This window comes from Devosia rhizoryzae (assembly GCF_016698665.1).
In the GTDB taxonomy this organism is placed as follows: Bacteria; Pseudomonadota; Alphaproteobacteria; order Rhizobiales; family Devosiaceae; genus Devosia; species Devosia rhizoryzae.
Genome location: NZ_CP068046.1, coordinates 96,205 through 112,439 on the forward strand (window position 1 = coordinate 96,205; position 16,235 = coordinate 112,439).

15 protein-coding genes and 2 tRNA genes are annotated in these 16,235 nt (G+C 62.5%); 10 read left to right on the plus strand and 7 right to left on the minus strand.

What is annotated here, in order from left to right:
- Positions 1–290 precede the first annotated feature (290 nt).
- Positions 291–764 (minus strand): DNA starvation/stationary phase protection protein Dps, encoded by a 474-nt coding sequence (dps, locus tag JI748_RS00430; RefSeq protein WP_164535645.1) that lies wholly within the window; start codon positions 762–764, stop codon positions 291–293.
- A gap of 125 nt (positions 765–889) precedes the next feature.
- Positions 890–1,348, minus strand: a complete 459-nt coding sequence (locus tag JI748_RS00435; protein ID WP_164535644.1) for an Hsp20 family protein — start codon at positions 1,346–1,348, stop codon at positions 890–892.
- Positions 1,349–1,729: 381 nt separating this feature from the next.
- Between JI748_RS00435 and JI748_RS00440 the strand changes: the two genes are divergently transcribed.
- The 4 genes from JI748_RS00440 (at position 1,730) to JI748_RS00455 (ending at position 5,191) form a co-directional block, all read left to right on the plus strand.
- The gene (locus JI748_RS00440) at positions 1,730–2,704 is read left to right on the plus strand and encodes an alpha/beta fold hydrolase (RefSeq protein ID WP_201633787.1); all 975 of its coding nucleotides are present in this window, start codon (positions 1,730–1,732) and stop codon (positions 2,702–2,704) included.
- Between the two features lie 95 nt (positions 2,705–2,799).
- A complete protein-coding gene (locus JI748_RS00445; RefSeq protein WP_267911601.1) occupies positions 2,800–4,152 on the plus strand; it encodes a TadE/TadG family type IV pilus assembly protein in 1,353 nt (450 codons plus the stop codon).
- Positions 4,149–4,676: a TadE/TadG family type IV pilus assembly protein gene (locus JI748_RS00450; protein ID WP_201633792.1), complete on the plus strand. Its 528-nt coding sequence runs from the start codon at positions 4,149–4,151 to the stop codon at positions 4,674–4,676. The genes JI748_RS00445 and JI748_RS00450 overlap by 4 nt, the downstream gene beginning before the upstream one ends.
- Positions 4,673–5,191 carry a TadE/TadG family type IV pilus assembly protein gene (locus tag JI748_RS00455; protein WP_201633794.1) on the plus strand — a complete coding sequence of 173 codons (519 nt, stop codon included), beginning with the start codon at positions 4,673–4,675 and terminating at the stop codon, positions 5,189–5,191. Before JI748_RS00450 ends, JI748_RS00455 begins: the two co-directional genes overlap by 4 nt.
- On the opposite strand, the gene JI748_RS00460 is transcribed toward JI748_RS00455, so the two are convergent.
- The gene (locus JI748_RS00460) at positions 5,188–5,985 is read right to left on the minus strand and encodes an inositol monophosphatase family protein (RefSeq protein WP_201633795.1); all 798 of its coding nucleotides are present in this window, start codon (positions 5,983–5,985) and stop codon (positions 5,188–5,190) included. The genes JI748_RS00455 and JI748_RS00460 overlap by 4 nt on opposite strands.
- Before the next feature lie 15 nt (positions 5,986–6,000).
- Positions 6,001–6,984 carry an N-formylglutamate amidohydrolase gene (locus tag JI748_RS00465; protein ID WP_233280578.1) on the minus strand — a complete coding sequence of 328 codons (984 nt, stop codon included), beginning with the start codon at positions 6,982–6,984 and terminating at the stop codon, positions 6,001–6,003.
- A 143-nt stretch (positions 6,985–7,127) separates the two neighbouring features.
- Here JI748_RS00465 and cpdR point away from each other — a divergent pair, with 143 nt between their 5' ends.
- The 4 genes from cpdR to JI748_RS00485 all read left to right on the plus strand — a co-directional run bounded on the left by cpdR (position 7,128) and on the right by JI748_RS00485 (position 9,991).
- Positions 7,128–7,487 carry a cell cycle two-component system response regulator CpdR gene (gene cpdR / locus JI748_RS00470; protein ID WP_164535639.1) on the plus strand — a complete coding sequence of 120 codons (360 nt, stop codon included), beginning with the start codon at positions 7,128–7,130 and terminating at the stop codon, positions 7,485–7,487.
- A 236-nt stretch (positions 7,488–7,723) separates the two neighbouring features.
- Positions 7,724–7,798 (plus strand) — tRNA-Val (locus tag JI748_RS00475).
- 30 nt (positions 7,799–7,828) lie between these two features.
- Positions 7,829–7,903 (plus strand) — tRNA-Val (locus JI748_RS00480).
- A gap of 138 nt (positions 7,904–8,041) precedes the next feature.
- Entirely contained in the window at positions 8,042–9,991 is a 1,950-nt protein-coding gene (locus JI748_RS00485) for a hybrid sensor histidine kinase/response regulator (RefSeq protein ID WP_201633797.1), read from the plus strand.
- Here the strand turns inward: JI748_RS00485 and JI748_RS00490 are convergent, their stop codons facing one another.
- Entirely contained in the window at positions 9,992–10,606 is a 615-nt protein-coding gene (locus tag JI748_RS00490; protein ID WP_201633799.1) for a pyridoxamine 5'-phosphate oxidase family protein, read from the minus strand.
- Between the two features lie 81 nt (positions 10,607–10,687).
- On the opposite strand from JI748_RS00490, the gene msrB reads away from it, so the two are divergent.
- Positions 10,688–11,092 carry a peptide-methionine (R)-S-oxide reductase MsrB gene (gene msrB / locus JI748_RS00495; protein WP_201633801.1) on the plus strand — a complete coding sequence of 135 codons (405 nt, stop codon included), beginning with the start codon at positions 10,688–10,690 and terminating at the stop codon, positions 11,090–11,092.
- A gap of 33 nt (positions 11,093–11,125) precedes the next feature.
- On the opposite strand, the gene hrpB is transcribed toward msrB, so the two are convergent.
- Positions 11,126–13,570 carry an ATP-dependent helicase HrpB gene (hrpB, locus tag JI748_RS00500; RefSeq protein ID WP_201633804.1) on the minus strand — a complete coding sequence of 815 codons (2,445 nt, stop codon included), beginning with the start codon at positions 13,568–13,570 and terminating at the stop codon, positions 11,126–11,128.
- A 137-nt stretch (positions 13,571–13,707) separates the two neighbouring features.
- Between hrpB and JI748_RS00505 the strand changes: the two genes are divergently transcribed.
- Entirely contained in the window at positions 13,708–14,574 is an 867-nt protein-coding gene (locus JI748_RS00505) for an aldose 1-epimerase family protein (protein ID WP_201633806.1), read from the plus strand.
- Positions 14,575–14,635: 61 nt separating this feature from the next.
- Here the strand turns inward: JI748_RS00505 and JI748_RS00510 are convergent, their stop codons facing one another.
- Positions 14,636–16,147, minus strand: a complete 1,512-nt coding sequence (locus JI748_RS00510; RefSeq protein WP_201633808.1) for an ATP-binding protein — start codon at positions 16,145–16,147, stop codon at positions 14,636–14,638.
- Positions 16,148–16,235: the final 88 nt, after the last annotated feature.

The following is a 16,235-nucleotide window of genomic DNA, read 5'->3' on the forward strand; positions in this document are numbered from 1 at the left end:
CATACTCTTGGCTGTTTCAGCCCCGCCTATCCGTTTCCACTCATAGCAAAGTGGGCCAGCCGGACCAGCGTGCGTGCTTGCCGCGGAGAGCGGGGCGACGCGTCAGATAGGACAGACGTGCTGCCCTAACGAAGTCACATTTGCATAATTCAAAACTTGCTGCAAGCGCTTTTGCCGTCATGCAGACACAAAAAATAGGACTTTGCGGCAAAGTCCTATAGAAAAGCGTAGGAAATTAGCGGCTGGTCGACCATTTGGCGGACGACCAGCCTGTTTAATTCTTGAAAATCCTATTCGAGATGCGACTTGATGAACCAAAGGTCCTTGTCGAGCTCGCGCGAGAAGGCTGTCAGGATATCGGCTGCATCAGCATCACCGGCTTCGTCCGTCGCATCGATATCTTCGCGCACCTGGTTGGCAAGTGTCGCGAAACGGTCGGCAAGGGCGGCAAGATGATCCGGAACCTTGCGGATGTCGGTGGGGTAGGGCTCAAGCTTGGTGGCCTTGGCGATCACCTGACTGGTGCCCAGGGCAATGCCATCGAGCTGGGCGACACGCTCGGCAATGATGTCGACATGGGTATCGATGGCAGCGCGCATCGGATCAAGCATTTCATGCACGGCGATGAACTGGATGCCCTTGAGGTTCCAGTGCGCCTGCTTGACGATCAAGGCGAGATCGATGGCGTCGGCCAGGCGGGCATTGAGGATGTCGATCACGGTCGACTTGGCATTGCCCTCAAGGGCGATGGATGGGGTGCTCATGGGTAGTTCCTTGGGAGGAGATTGCCCATCTAAACCCGCCGCCCGCGGGGCAGTTCCTTGCGCGCGCGCAAACAAAAAGCGCGGCCCTTGTGGACCGCGCTTCTATCACCAAAATGTCGTCGATGTTAGTTAACCGACTGGTCCTCGATGGTCTGCTGGGTGCCACCATTGATCTGAATGGTGCGCGGCTTCTTGCTTTCGGGCAGTTCGCGCTTCAGTTCGAGATGGAGCAGGCCGTTCTCGAGCGTGGCACCATGAACCTCGACATAGTCGGCAAGCTGGAAACGCAGCTCAAAGGCGCGTTCGGCAATGCCGCGATGGAGGAATTCACGCTTGCCATCATTGGTCTCGGCGGGCTTGGCGCCCTTGACCACGAGGCTGTTCTCCTTGGTTTCCACGGCGATGTCGCCATTGGAGAACCCGGCTACGGCGATGGAGATACGGTAGGTATCATCGCCGGTGCGCTCGATATTGTAGGGCGGGTAGGACTTGGTTTCCTGGGCGCCCAAGGTGTCGAGGCGGTTGAACAGGCGGTCGAAGCCGACGGTGGAACGATAGAAAGGGGAGAAGTCGATGGTCTGCATTTTCACGTTCTTTCACTAAGCAACATGGTTGAGCATTCCGCCTTTGCACTGACCGGTCCCAGAAGCGGCGAACGGTGGTTTTTCGCATCAGCGGCGTCCCCGGATATCCGGCGGACAGCCATGATGTAGGGGGTGTTTTTCCCGGTTCAAGAGCTTTTGCGGCATGAACCGAAAATGAACGTTTCGGTCCGATCCGGTTCACTCAAGGCGGCTTAGAAAGGGTCATGTGAACGGCGACGCAAACCGTTTACGAGGCCCTTTGGCCTGCCCATCACCCCGCCCCCCGCATGGGACGGGCCAAGGACCAAGCCAGCAGCTTTCGGGCTGCTGGCTTTTCTGTGTTCAGCGGTTATGGTGCGCCAAATTCTCACGAGGCCGCACGTGAACGCCCAAGTCGATCCCAACGGACCCAGGCTGGTCAATATTGCCAGCAATCCCGTGCCCGAGGGTGCGCGACCGGGCTATTTCATGACGTCGGACCGAGTACGGCTGCGCTATGCCTTGTGGCCGAAATCGGCGGGGCCGCAGCGGGGCACGGTGTGCCTCGTGCAGGGGCGGACCGAATATATCGAAAAGTATTTCGAGACGATCGAGGATTTTCGCAGGCGCGGCTTTGCGGTGGCGACCTTCGATTGGCGGGGCCAGGGCGGGTCGGACCGGCTGATCCCTAACCGCACGCTGGGCTATGTCGACCGTTTCGACGACTATGTCACGGACCTCCGCTGTTTCCACGCCGAAATCCTACTCCCCGATTGCCCGCCGCCATTCTATCTGGTCGGGCACTCGATGGGCGGGCTCGTGAGCCTCCACACCGCGACGCGGGACCGGCTGATGTTCGACCGGATGTTTTTGTCGACGCCAATGGTCGGCCTTCACAACATGGACGAGAGCCTGGGGCGCAGCCGGATCATTTCAGAGACGCTGAGTTTTATCGGGCTTGGGCATATGCCGCTGGCGCGCCGGGGCGACCGGCGGCCGGACGAGGCCATGTATCCGAACAATCCGCTGACCTCGGACATGCTGCGCTACAAGCGCATGGTCGAAACCGTGCGGGCCGATGACAGCCTTTATCTCGGATCGCCCACCTTCCGTTGGCTGGCGGCGGCAATGCGGGCGATGCTCGAAACGCGGGCGGACCAGTTTCCAGGCGACATCCGCATTCCCTTGCTGATCTTGGCGGCGGCGCGGGACACCATCGTGTCGACACCAGCGATCGAGCAACTGGGACTGCGGCTGCGCACAGGGCGGCACATGGTGATCGCTAATGGGCGGCATGAGCTGTTCATGGAGACCGACGCGATCCGCGGCCAAGTCTTGGCCGCGTTCGATGCGTTCATCACCGAACAGTCTGCGTAAAAATGGCTACGTAGATAAGCCTTTGGTAAGTGTGCCGCTTTATAGTGCCCGGACGGTCAGAATGACCGGCTTTTCCCAGAACGGGCACTCGCGCGATGCAGGTATTTCGTCGCTTTTCTCGCGACACGCGAGGCAATATCGCGATCATTGTCGCGTTTATGCTCATGCCTATGCTGGTATTGGCGGGCGGCGCCACCGACATGGCGCGCTACGAGGCCCATCGCGCACAGCTGCAGGACGGGGTCGACCGCGGCGTGTTGGCGGCAGCATCGCTGTCGCAGACCATGAATGTGCAAAGCACGATCAGCGACTACCTCAAGACCTTGAGCTTCAAGGATGACGTGACGCTCAGCGTCACGCCCAATGTCGCGCTCAACAACCGCACGATTACAGTGACGGCGGATTACGAGATGCCCACGGGCTTCCTGCCGCTGATCGGCATTGCCAGCCTGCCGATCCATGTGGTCGCGCAGGCGCAGGAGAGGCGCAGCAATGTGGAAATGTCGCTGATGCTGGATTTCTCCGGCTCGATGGCGGGAAGCAAGTACACGTCCCTGAAGTCGGCAGCGACGCAGTTCGTGCAGACTATGATCACCCCGCAGACAGCGAGTTACACTTCGCTCAACATCGTGCCCTATGCGGGTCAGGTCTCGGTGGGACAGACGATCTTTGACGCCATGCAGGGCGCGCGGGCGCATTACAATTCATCCTGCTTCCTGCTGCGGCGGCCCGACTATGCTGCGGGGCTGATCAATCTGGCAGGCCGGGAGCAGATCCCGCATTTCACCAAGTGGAACGACACGAACTCCAAGCCTACCATGCCGGCCAATATGAACCCGGCCTGGTGCCCCTCTGACGATACGTCGATCACCTTCATGTCCAACAATCAGACGGACCTCGTGAACAAGATCGCCGGCTACAAGATGTATGACGGGACAGGCACGGCGATCGCCATGAAGTGGGGTCTGATGCTGCTCGATCCGGCGCTGCGGCCGCTGATCATGCAGGCGGTGCAGCACAATATGGTGCCGGCCAACTTTGCGGGGCGCCCAGCGGATTTTACCGACGGCAATACGATCAAGGTTCTGGTCCTGATGACGGACGGCGCCATCACCGAGCAATATACCGCGCTCGACCCGACCAAGGACGTGCGCGCGCCCAACAATACCAAGCTGTTGCGGGACACGAGCTACAACACCGACCAGTCGGTCACCGAGACCAAGAAGCATTTCAAGACGGTCTGCCAGATGGCCAGGACCAACAATGTTCTGGTGTTTACGGTCGGCTTCCAGCTCAGGGACAGCAATGCCGGAGAGTTGGCGATGAAGAACGAGCTGCGCGCCTGCGCCACCAGCACCTCGCATTATTACGACGTGCAGGGACTTGATATCGCTACTGCTTTCCGCTCCATCGCTACAACCATCCAGCGCGTGAAGCTCACGCAATGATCCGGCGAAGCAAAGATAAACGCGGGTTCTGGCACGACGGGGCAGGCGCCGCAGCAGTAGAATTCGCGTTGGTCATTCCGATGCTCTTGATGATCGTGGGGTCAACGCTCGAGGCCGGCTGGATCATGATGCAGACGATCATGCTCGACCGCGGACTCGACCAGACGGTGCGCGAATTGCGGGTGGGGAGCTTTGCCAATCCGACGCAGGAGCTGATGCGCCGGCGGGTCTGCGCGCGGGCGATGATCCTGGCCGATTGCGAAGCGCATCTGGCGCTCGAGCTTTTTCCCATCAATGGCAGTTCCGGCTATCCGAGCGACGCTCAGCGTTGCGTCAACCGCAACAGCGCGGTAGCGCCCGTGCTGCGCTTTACGCCCGGCGGCCGAATGCAGACCATGTTCGTGCGGGCCTGCTATGTAGTGTCACCGATCACGCCGGGACTAGGTCTTGGCCTGTTATTGCCCAAGGATGATTCGGGGGCCATTCGCATCATCGCCAAATCGGGCTTCGTGAACGAACCATGAGCATGATGCCAAGGACATTTCGCCACGATCAGCAAGGCGCTTCGATCATCGAATTTGCGTTGATGGCGCCGATCCTTCTGGCGCTGCTTCTCGGTGCGGTGACGCTGTTCGACCTTTTCCGGAACCTCCAAAGCGTCGAGAAAGCCACCTTCACCGTGGGCGATATGATGTCGCGAGAGCTTGCAATGGACCAGACGAAACTGGCGTCCATGCTGACGCTGGTGAAGAAGATGGTGCCGACGGCAAGCGACGGGGGGCTAAGGGTCTCGAGTGTCACCAAGACCGGCGGGAACCTCCATGTCAATTGGTCCAAGCCGGTCGGCTCATCGATCCCGACGACGCCGGTTTCAACCGCCAACCTGCCCGCTATTGCCGAGGGCGACACGGTGTTGATCACGGAAAGCTTCGTGCCGCACCGAGCGTTTGTCGATACATTCGGACTCGACGCGGTGGTCTTCAGCGCCAGCGCGGTGCATCGCCCGCGCTTCGTCAATTCGATGTCGTTCCCGAACTAACTAGCGTTGACCAGGGCCAACGCCTTTTCGAGCAGTTGTGGCGTCGCAGCGGCCACGACATTGCCGCCGCCGGTCGGGTCCGAGCCGTCCCAGCAGCTGATGGCGCCGCCCGCTTCACGGATGATCGGCACCAGGGCGGCGATGTCGTAGGTATTGAGATAGGGTTCGATCACGAGGTCGGCCTGGCCGGCTGCGAGCAGGGCATAGCCATAGCAGTCCATGCCGAAGCGCTGGAGGCGGGTTGCCGCTTCCAGTGCTTCCCACTTGGCGAGAAGTTCGGTGGTGTTGAAGAGGCGTGGCGTTGTGGTGAAGACGCGGGCGCTTTCAAGGTCGGTGGCGCCGCTGGTGCGGTTGGGTAGGGCAGCGTCGCCGCGGCGATAGGTGGAGCGGCCGGGTACGGCGAGAAAGGTCTCATCGATGAAGGGCTGGCTCATGAGGCCAGCAACGGCAATGCCATCAACGGCGAAGCCGATCAGCGTGCCCCAGACGGGGGCGCCGGAGATGAAGGCGCGCGTGCCGTCCACCGGATCGATGATCCAGGAATATCGGCTATCGCCGGAAGAGCCCCATTCTTCGCCGATGATGGCGTGATCCGGGAAGGCCTCCTCAATCACCATGCGAATGGCCGTCTCGGCGCCCTTGTCGGCCTCGGTGACGGGGTCGAAGCCGCTGGCAAGCTTGTTGTCCACCGTGAGCGGCGTCCGGAACAGGAGAAGCGTTTTTTCAGCGGCAGCACGGCTGGCAGCGAGCAGAACGGTTTCAACGCGCGCAAAATCGATGTCAGCACTGGTCATGAGATGCTCCAAAGCCTATTCGGCAGCGCGTTGCGCCAGCGGCGCGGCACCGGCGAGGGAGGCGAGGTCGAGCCCGATAAGGGTGTGGATCAAGCGCTCGATCAGGGTCTTGATGGTTTCGAAACCCTCGTGTTTTTCGAGGGTCGCCTCGTTCATGTAGAGGTGCCGGCTGATCTCGATCTGGAGGGCATGAACGCCATGGGGCGGGCGCCCATAGGTGCGGGTGCAAAAGCCGCCGGCATAGGGGCGGTTTCGCGCAACGCGGAGCCCCGCGGCGGTGAAGACGGTTTCAACGAGATCGACCAAGGGGCCGGCGCAGGTCGTGCCATAGCGATCGCCGAGGACGATGTCGGGCGTTGCGCGCTCGCCATGCTTGCCGATGCGCGGCATGGAATGGCAATCGATGAGGACCGCTAGGCCAAAGCTGGTGACGCTCTCGCTGAGCAGCTTTTGCAGGGCGGCATGGTAGGGATGGTAGATGCCCTCGATGCGCATTCGAGCATCATCAAGGCTCAGGCGATCGCGGTAGATCGGCTTGTTTTCGGCCACGACGCGCGCCAGCGTGCCCAGGCCCGCGGCAACGCGTGGCGAAGTTGTATTGAAGCGGTCCGACAACGGCTCGGCAAACATCGTGGGGTCGAGTTCCCAGGGTTCGCGATTGACGTCCAGATAGGCTCGGGGAAAGTGCGCCCTTAGCAGGGGTGCGCCCAGATGGGGCGCCCGCGCGAACAGTTCGTCGACGAAAGCATCTTCAGACTGGCGGATCGAAAGGTGGTCGAGCCGCGTCATGGCAAGGAAGCGCTCGGGATAAACCCGGCCGGAATGGGGCGAATTGAACACGACCGGCGCGACCAGGCGGCGGGGCCGGATGGTCTCAAATGCCGGTTGATCCCAGTAGTCCGACCGCACGCCTTCTCCCCCGATCAGCGGCGTGACCGCCGAAGTGATTTGCTTTGCATCAGTTTCGCCCGGCCCGGCGCTGTTGTCCAGTTGTCGCACAAGGACATCGACGTCACGAAAAGCGTAGCCAAGTGAAGCTCTAACGGTTGCGAAAGCGAACAGGTGGCATAAACATCGCAACAAATGCGACTCACCTGCCGGCGCGGCCTTTCGGGCCTTCGGCGCGGACCCATGGAGTTTTGATGAAGCGGATCCTGCTCGCCGAAGACGACAACGACATGCGTCAGTTCCTGACCCGCGCGCTCAAGACCGCGGGCTATGATGTCGTCTCGTTCGATAATGGGCTTTCGGCCTATGAACGCCTGCGCGAAGAACCGTTTTCGCTGCTGCTCAGCGACATCGTCATGCCGGAGATGGACGGGATCGAACTGGCACGGCGAGCGACGGAACTCGATCCGGACCTCAAGGTCATGTTTATCACCGGTTTTGCAGCCGTGGCGCTCAACCCCGATAGCGACGCGCCCAAGGATGCATCGGTGCTGAGCAAGCCCTTCCACCTGCGCGACCTTGTGAGCGAAGTCGAGCGTCTGCTGGCCGCCTAGGTCTTGGGGTGAGGGCGGTCTGCAAATGGCAGTTTTCTGCGCTTCCGGTACTCACGTACTGATGTACGCTCCGTTCCGGTTCTCGAAAACCACCATTTTCGCCTCGCCCTGACCCCAATCCCTCCCGCTCATGTCGCTATCCACAGGCATGGAAATTGGCGCTTGACCAGCACTGCGGATTTATGGTCTATCCGCGCCACCGGAAGGGCCTAGCGGCTTTTCCTTCCCGGAGAGATGGGCGTATAGCTCAGCGGGAGAGCACCTCGTTGACATCGAGGGGGTCACAAGTTCGATCCTTGTTACGCCCACCATCTCTCTAGAAGACTTTCGCCTCAGGCGATGGGAGTATAGCTCAGCGGGAGAGCATTCGCTTCACACGCGAAGGGTCACAAGTTCAATCCTTGTTACTCCCACCATCTGATCTGGCACCGAATGCCTTCCTTTGACATTGCCGACAGATCACGCCACATGCTTGTTCGCGCCGCGTTGCATTTGGTTGCAACCATCGGGCGCGCTGCTCGTTCGCGTGCAGCGGTTCCACGATCGGGGAAAGCATGACTGATTCGGAACAGTGGGTCGGTGCCAGCGAAGAAAACGCGCGCTTCCGGCTCCTGGTCGACTCCATTACCGATTACGCGGTCTATATGCTGGACCGTGACGGCGTTGTGACCACCTGGAATGCCGGCGCCGAGCGCTTCAAGGGCTACAAGGCCGCCGAGATCATCGGCCAGCATTTTTCACGCTTTTATCCCGAGCCCGACCGTGCTGCGGGGGCACCCCAGCGAGCGCTTGAAATCGCGGCGCGCGAGGGGCGCTTTGAGACCGAAGGCTGGCGTCTGCGCAAGGACGGAACGCCGTTCTGGACCCACGTGGTCATCGATCCCATCAAGGCGCCCAACGGCGAGCTGATCGGCTTTGCCAAGATTACCCGCGATCTCAGCGAACGTAAGCACGCCGAGGCCGCGCTGGCCGAGAGCGAGGAACAGTTCCGGCGTCTCGTGCTCAACGTCGTCGACTACGCCATCTATATGCTCAGCCCCGAGGGCATGGTGACGAGCTGGAACCTTGGCGCAGAGCGCATCAAGGGCTATGGCGCCGAGGAAATCGTCGGCCAGCACTTTTCCCGCTTTTATCCAGAAGAGGATCGCCTTAAAGGCGGACCGGCGCGCAGCCTCGAGATGGCGCGAACCACCGGGCACTACCAGGCCGAGGGCTGGCGGGTGCGCAAGGACGGTTCGCGTTTTTGGGCGAGCGTCGTCATCGACGCCATTCACAACGAACAGGGCGAGCTGATCGGCTTTGCCAAGATCACTCGCGACGTCACCGAACGGCTGGAGCAGCAGAAGCGGCTGGAACAGGCGCGCGAAGAGCTGTTCCAGGCGCAAAAAGTCGAGGCGATCGGGCAGCTGACCGGCGGGGTGGCGCACGATTTCAACAATCTGCTGATGGTTATCCTCGGCAGCCTCGAGGTTCTGGGCCGGCGCGTGTCACTGGAGGAACGCGACCGCAAGCTTGTCGACAATGCCGTGCACGCAGCGCAGCGTGGCGCGCAATTGACGCAGCGCATGCTGGCCTTTGCGCGGCGGCAGGACTTGGAACAGACCCCGGTCGATTTGCCGGACCTGGTGCGCGGCATGAGTGATCTCCTGTCGCGCACGCTTGGTCCGACCATCCTGATTGAAACACGCTTTCCGGTCGCCCTGCCCAAGGTGCTGGCCGATCCCAGCCAACTCGATTCTGCGCTGCTCAATCTTGCGGTGAATGCGCGTGATGCCATGCCAGAGGGCGGGCCGCTGATCATTTCGGCGCGCGAGGTGGTCGTCGGTAATGATCAGCCGGACCTCAAGCCAGGTCGCTATGTGTGCCTTGCCGTAGAGGACCGTGGCGAAGGCATGGACGCCGAAACGCTGGCGCGGGCGACCGATCCCTTTTTCACCACCAAGGGCGTGGGCAAGGGTACGGGGCTCGGCTTGCCCATGGTGCAGGGCATCGCCCAGCAATCGGGCGGCAAGTTCCTGCTCAAGAGCCAGGTAGGCGCGGGCACGACGGCCGAAATCTGGCTGCCGATAGTGGGCGACAAAATGCCCGAGCTGGTCGAGGCTGTTCCGGAGCCGGTGACTGCGCAGGGCAGGCGGCTCAAGGTTCTCGCGGTGGACGATGACGCGCTGGTGCTGATCAACACGGCGATGATGCTGGAGGAGCTGGGGCACGAGGTGCTCGAGGCAACCTCGGGCGAACAGGCGCTGCAACTGCTCGAAGCGGCGGGCGATGTCGATCTTGTGGTCACCGACCAGGCCATGCCGCGGATGACGGGCCTGGTGCTGGCAGGAGAAATCGCGGCGCGCTGGCCGGGCCTGCCCGTGATCCTCGCCAGTGGCTATACCGATATCGAAGAAGCGCGGGTGATGAAGCTGCCGCGGCTGGCGAAGCCTTTTTCGGAGGCTGATCTCGAGCGCGTCATTGCCCGCGTCACTGATACCGAACCAAGCGTCGCAGCGGGCTAGCTACCACATGGTGGCTTTGGCGCGCTCCGGCCAGGCTTTGTCATAGCTTTCGCCACCGACCTGATTTTCGGTCATGCGCGCGAGTATCTCGCCGGGCGTCGGCAGTGTCGCAGGGTCGACCTGACGTTTGGGATTCCACAGTTCCGAGCGCACGATGGCGCGGGCGCACTGGAAGTAAAGCTCGTCCAGTTCGAGGACGATAACGGTGCGCGGGGCTTTCTCCTCCACGGCGAAGCTTTCAAGCAGCACCGGATCGACCGACAGATGCGCACGGCCATTGGCGCGCAGCGTGGTTCCGGAGCCGGGAATGAGGAACAACAAGGCGCAACGCGGATCGCGGACAATGTTGCGGAGCGAATCGATACGGTTGTTGCCGCGCCGATCCGGCATAGCCAGGGTCTGGTCATCGAGGATGCGGACGAAGCCGGGCTTGTCGCCCCGGGGCGAACAGTCGATGCCTTCAGGACCAATCGTGGCGAGCGCGGCAAAAGGGCTTGCTTGGATCAGGCGGCGGTAATCGGGTGTGACCGTATGGGCGACCTTGACCATGGAAGCGGGGCCCGGCTCGGGCAGGTAAAGGGTTTCGAGCTCTTCAATCGAAGTTATTCGGGTCATGAAAATGGAACACCAGCTGGGATTTGGGTGTAACTATCCCCATATGACCTGCGAATAATAGGCCGACAAAGGAGTTATGCCATGGACGCCCATGCTTATCCCGTAACCCGCACCGATGCCGAATGGCGCCAGAAGCTGACGCCTGAACAGTACCAGGTGATGCGCGAGCACGGCACCGAACGGCCCGGCAGTTGCGCGCTGCTGCACGAACATCGCCAGGGCACGTTTGCCTGCGCCGGATGTGATACGCCGCTGTTCGGCTCGACGCTGAAGTTCGAAAGCGGCACCGGTTGGCCAAGCTTCAACGACCCGATCTCGGGTTCGGTCGCGACCACGACCGATCGCTCCTATGGGATGACGCGCACGGAAGTGCATTGCGCCACCTGCGGCAGCCATTTGGGTCACGTTTTTCCGGATGGCCCGCCGCCCACCGGCTTGCGTTATTGCATTAATGGCGTAGCGCTGAATTTTACGCCCAAGGAATAAGACAAGCCCCGGACGAAAGTTCGGGGCTTTTTTTTATGTGCCGCGCGGTTTGGCGCGATTGGTGGCGGGGGCGGCGATGGGGTCATCTGGCCAGGGATGGCGCGGATATCGGCCTTTGAGGTCTTTTTGCACATCGCGCCAGCTGCCGCGCCAGAAGCCGGGGAGGTCTCGGGTGGTCTGGATCGGGCGATGCGCTGGAGACAGAAGAACCAGCAGCAGCGGGATCTTGCCATTGGCGATGGTGGGATGGCGATCGAGGCCGAAGAGTTCCTGGACACGAATTTCCAGCGCCGGACCGTTTTCGGCAGCGTAGTCTATGGGCAGGTGCGAGCCTGAAGGCGCGTGGAAGTGGCTAGGCAGCAGCCGGTCGATCTCCTGGCGCTTGGACCACGGCAGGAGCGTATCGAGCGCCTGGCCAAGGTGATCAGGAGTGATGGAAGAGAGGCGGGTTTCGCCGATGAGGTGCGGGGCGAGCCATGCCGGGTTTGCGCTGAGGCTTATGTCGGAGAGGTCGGGCCACTCGTCGCCAAGGGTCTGATGAAGGTAGGTACTGCGGGCACGAAGAGCCTTTTGCTCCTTGCTCCACGGCAGGGTGTCCGGACGTTTCAGTGCGGCCTCAGCCAGCAGCATGGCTGCGGCCTCGAAGTCGGTGACTTGTGCGGTGTCGTCGGCGAGGCGCAGGGCATCGAGCTTGCGCTGGCGGCGAGCGCGGACGGAATTGGTCTGCGGGTCGAAACTGAGGGTGGTTTCGGATTTGATGTGTGCAGCAAAGAGCGTTTCGATGTCGGCAGCATCGAGGGCTGCGGCGGAGCGGATACGGCCGGCGGTGGCGCTGCCGGTGATATCGGCGACGACCAAGAACGGAGCGCTCGCGAGGGGATGCGTTTCATCGAGCTGAGCCTGGCGGCCATTGGCGAGCCGGAAGCGACCGCGAGGCCCGGCAGCTTGCGCGACGCGGTCGGGAAAGGCGCGGGCAAGGTGATGGCCCGCAGGAAGGTTCTCCGTCGAGGATTGGCCGCCCAGCTTTGCCCAACGCTGGGCGAGGCTGCGCGCGTCATTTGCTCGGGGTGAGCGATCAGCACGAAAGCGTTCGAGGCGGCGCGAGAGGTCGGGGTCATCGCCGCCAAGACCGCGTTCGCCGATCAAGACGGCCAGATCGCTAGCGGTACGAGCATCGCCGTCGTCGGCGCCGGCGACCACCATGTGCGCTAGGCGTGGATGAAGCGGCAGGCGGGCAAGCGCCTTGCCGGATGCGGTGAGGCGGCCGAATGGATCGATCGCATCGAGGCGGGTAAGCAGGGCCTTGGCCTCGGCCCAGGCCGGCGCCGGCGGAGGATCTAGGAAGTGCAGGGCTTTGGGAGCGCTGATGCCCCAGGCAGCGAGATCGAGAGCGAAACCGGCAAGATCGGCGGCAAGTATTTCCGGGGTCTCGAAGGCGTCGAGAGCTGCCGTTTGTCCCTCGTTCCAGAGACGAATGCAGACACCCGGACTGGTTCTGCCTGCGCGGCCGCGGCGCTGGTCGGCGCCGGCGCGGGACACGCGGCGGGTGGCGAGGGTCGTAAGGCCGGTTGCGGCTTCAAAGACCGGGACACGGCGGAAGCCACTATCGACGACGATGCGGACGCCTTCGATGGTTAGCGAGGTCTCGGCAATCGAGGTGGCAAGCACGATCTTGCGGCGGCCGTCCGGAGCGGGCTGGATGGCGCGGTCCTGCTCGGCAGGGGTAAGCTGGCCGTAAAGCGGTGCAAGGTCGGTATTTGGCGGCAATCTGGTGGCTAAGCGCTCCGCTACGCGGGTGATTTCGCCCTGGCCAGGAAGGAAGACGAGGGCGGAGCCCTCATGCTCGCGCATGGCCTTGAGCGTGGCATTGGCGACCTGGTCTTCGAGACGGACCAAGGGATCCGGCTCGGCATAGAAAGTTTCAACCGGAAAGGTGCGACCGGGGCTATCGATGACCGGCCCATCGTCGAGCATGGCGGCAACGCGGGCACCGTCAATGGTGGCGGACATGATTAGAATACGCAGGTCTGGACGCAAAGCGCGCGCGTCGAGGGTCAGGGCGAGACCGAGATCGGCGTCGAGGCTCCTTTCATGGAACTCATCGAAAAGCACTGCAGCGACGCCGGTAAGCTCGGGATCGTCCAGCAGCATGCGGGTGAAGACGCCTTCGGTGACGACCTCGATGCGCGTTTTAGCGGAGGTTCTGGACTCCAATCGCACGCGATAACCGACGGTTTGGCCGACTTCCTCACCAAGCAGGTTTGCCATCTGCCTTGCTGCCGCGCGGGCAGCAAGGCGCCGGGGTTCGAGGACGATAATGCGGCCATCTCCGCGCCAGGGCGCAGCGAGCAAAGCCAGCGGCACACGCGTGGTCTTGCCGGCGCCGGGCTGAGCGACGAGTACAGCCGCAGTGCCACTCGCCAAGGCTTTAGCCAGGGTGGGAAGGGCGGCGTCGATGGGCAAAGCGGGCCAAGACATGGCTTGGGATAGCCGCTGATGGCGGGCTGGGCAACGGGCGGAATAATCTTTCAACCACGACCGTACCGCTCCGTTCTCAGGCCTGTCGCTTGCGTTTAGGGTGCGGCGCCTGAGTAATCGAATCGGCTGGAGAGACCGTGCAACTAACCCGCATCAGCAATGGCGAGATCACCGTCGACATCGCGGCCCTCGGCGCGGAAATGCAGTCGATCCAGACGCGGGATGGCCGGCATTGGCTCTGGCATGGGGACGCATCCTATTGGACCGGGCGGTCGCCAGTCCTTTTTCCCATGGTTGGGCGCGCGCCGAACGACACGGTGAGCATCGAGGGCGAGCGCTTCCAGATGAGCCAGCATGGCTTCGCACGGCGCAGCAATTTTTCGCTGGTGGTGGAAGAGACCGATCGCTGTGTCTACCGGCTCGAGGCTTCCGAGGCGACGCTTGCCATGTATCCGTTTCACTTCCGTCTCGATGTCGAGCATCGGCTAGAGGGGCGGGCGGTGGTGGTGACGGCCGAGGTGACCAACCAGGATCGGCGCGTGATGCCCTATGGCATCGGCTTTCATCCAGCCTTTGCCTGGCCGCTGCCAGGCGCAGGAGATGCGCCGCATCGTGTGGTGCTGGACAATGGCGGGGAGCTTGGGCTGCATCGGTTGTCGGGCGGGCTGGTCGAGCCGGAGCCGGTGGCTTCGCCCTTTGCCGCGGGGGCGCTGACGCTTGCCCACGAGATGTTCCGGGCCGATGCGATGGTGTTTCCGGAAGGGGCGGGCGCGGGGTTGCGCTATGGACCGGATGTGGGGCCTTCGGTGAAATTCACCTGGGAAAACCTGCCTAATTTCGCGCTGTGGTCCAAAGGGGACGCGGGCTTTATCTGCCTCGAGCCCTGGCATGGGACGGCGGCAGAGGTAGGCGGATCGGATGAGCTGAGCGAACGGCCCTACTCCGAAACACTGGGGCCTTGGTCGACGGCGCGCTATTCGTTTCGGGCGGAATTGCTGGACTAATAAGGCCCCTCACCCAGCGCTTCGCGCCTACCTCTCCCCGATGGGGCGAGGTAGGGAGAAGTTACTCGGCGGCGCCGCGGAGGTCTGCCATGGCGTCCGGGCCGGCGGGGTCGCCGGGGGCGGTTTCGCAGTTGAGATCGGGGAAGGCGGCGATGCGCTGGTTGCGGAAATCAGTGCGGAGGACGATCAGGCCCCGTTCTTCGAACCAGGTTAGCAGGCGGCGGGCGCGGCTGGAGGAATGGGTGCCGTAGAGCCGGGCTAGGGTCGCGTCGGAGGGGCAGGGCTGGGCGGTGAGCGCGGCTTGCGCAAGGATCAGGAAGACGCCCTGAACGTCGTCGGTCAGGGTTTCGGAGAGGGCCAGTGCCTGTTGCCAGCCGTCGGAACTCGCGGTGGTTTCGTCGGGCGCGACGCGCGCAACCGCAAGGAGGCGCTTGAAGGCAGGCAGGGCTGGCGGCTCGCCGGGAACGCGGCGGATGCGGCAGCGGACCAAAAAATCCTGGTAGAGCACGGCGGTGGTGCGGAAGCTGGCGTCGGGGTCACTCAAGAGCTCGGCCATGACGGTGGCGATCTGCGCTTCGCGTTCGGCTTCATCGATCTCGGGGAAAAGCGAGATGGGTTCTGGCGTGGCTTCGGCGCGGGCCTTGGCGACCTGGGCCAGAAGCTCGTTGGTCGAGGGTGGCGGGGGAGGCGGCGGACGCCGGACGACGGGACGGCTAAGTTCTTCAGGAGCTTGGGTAAAAATCAGGTCGGCGGCATCGACAGGCGCTTCAGGTAGCGGCGTCAGCTTGGGGCTAGTGGAGCGGGCCGAGGTCTCGACATCGCCGATGACCACCGGCAAGGGACGGCGGGAGATGGCTGGGCCAAGGGCAACGAAATGGCCACGGGCGAGGTCGCGGAATTGCTCGGCCTGGCGGCGATCCATGCCCAAGAGGTCGGCGGCGCGGGCCATGTCGATATCGAGAAAAGTACGACCCATCAGGAAGTTGGAGGCCTCGGCGGCGACATTCTTGGCGAGCTTGGCGAGGCGCTGGGTGGCGATGACACCGGCAAGGCCACGCTTGCGGCCGCGGCACATGAGGTTGGTCATAGCGCCGAGCGATAATTTGCGCGCTTCATCAGACACTTCGCCGGCCGCGGCGGGAGCGAAGAGCTGGGCTTCGTCGACGACGACGAGGACGGGATACCAATAGTCGCGATCAGCATCGAACATGCCACCGAGGAAGGCGGCGGCGGCGCGCATCTGCTGTTCGACGTCGAGGCCTTCAAGATTGAGGACGACGGAAACGCGGTGCTGGCGAACGCGCGCGGCGATGCGGGTCAGTTCGTTGTCGGTGCGGGCGGCGTCGACCACCAGATGTCCGTAACGGTCCGACAGCGTTACGAAATCGCCTTCCGGATCAATGATGCATTGCTGCACCCAAGGGGCGGATTGTTCGAGGAGGCGGCGAAGGAGGTGGGATTTGCCGGAGCCGGAATTGCCCTGCACCAGGAGGCGGGTGGCCAGCAGTTCCTCGAGATCCATGTGGGCCGGGCCGGTACCGCGGCTTTCGCCCATGTCGATGGAAACCTGCATCAAGACTCACGCTTACTGTTTGGCTGACCCTTATGGCAGAGAGCTAACGATTCGGGTCTAGCTGACAGATCGCTGCTAACAGTTCTCT

Bases quoted from the DNA above. Each gene is read 5' to 3' on its own strand.
- hrpB (WP_201633804.1), bottom strand. From the start codon at position 13,570: ATGTCTTGGCCCGCTTTGCCCATCGACGCCGCCCTTCCCACCCTGGCT.
- JI748_RS00455 (WP_201633794.1), top strand. From the start codon at position 4,673: ATGAGCATGATGCCAAGGACATTTCGCCACGATCAGCAAGGCGCTTCG.
- JI748_RS00485 (WP_201633797.1), top strand. From the start codon at position 8,042: ATGACTGATTCGGAACAGTGGGTCGGTGCCAGCGAAGAAAACGCGCGC.
- JI748_RS00435 (WP_164535644.1), bottom strand. From the start codon at position 1,348: ATGCAGACCATCGACTTCTCCCCTTTCTATCGTTCCACCGTCGGCTTC.
- JI748_RS00450 (WP_201633792.1), top strand. From the start codon at position 4,149: ATGATCCGGCGAAGCAAAGATAAACGCGGGTTCTGGCACGACGGGGCA.
- dps (WP_164535645.1), bottom strand. From the start codon at position 764: ATGAGCACCCCATCCATCGCCCTTGAGGGCAATGCCAAGTCGACCGTG.
- JI748_RS00510 (WP_201633808.1), bottom strand. From the start codon at position 16,147: ATGCAGGTTTCCATCGACATGGGCGAAAGCCGCGGTACCGGCCCGGCC.
- JI748_RS00445 (WP_267911601.1), top strand. From the start codon at position 2,800: ATGCAGGTATTTCGTCGCTTTTCTCGCGACACGCGAGGCAATATCGCG.
- JI748_RS00460 (WP_201633795.1), bottom strand. From the start codon at position 5,985: ATGACCAGTGCTGACATCGATTTTGCGCGCGTTGAAACCGTTCTGCTC.
- cpdR (WP_164535639.1), top strand. From the start codon at position 7,128: ATGAAGCGGATCCTGCTCGCCGAAGACGACAACGACATGCGTCAGTTC.
- JI748_RS00490 (WP_201633799.1), bottom strand. From the start codon at position 10,606: ATGACCCGAATAACTTCGATTGAAGAGCTCGAAACCCTTTACCTGCCC.
- msrB (WP_201633801.1), top strand. From the start codon at position 10,688: ATGGACGCCCATGCTTATCCCGTAACCCGCACCGATGCCGAATGGCGC.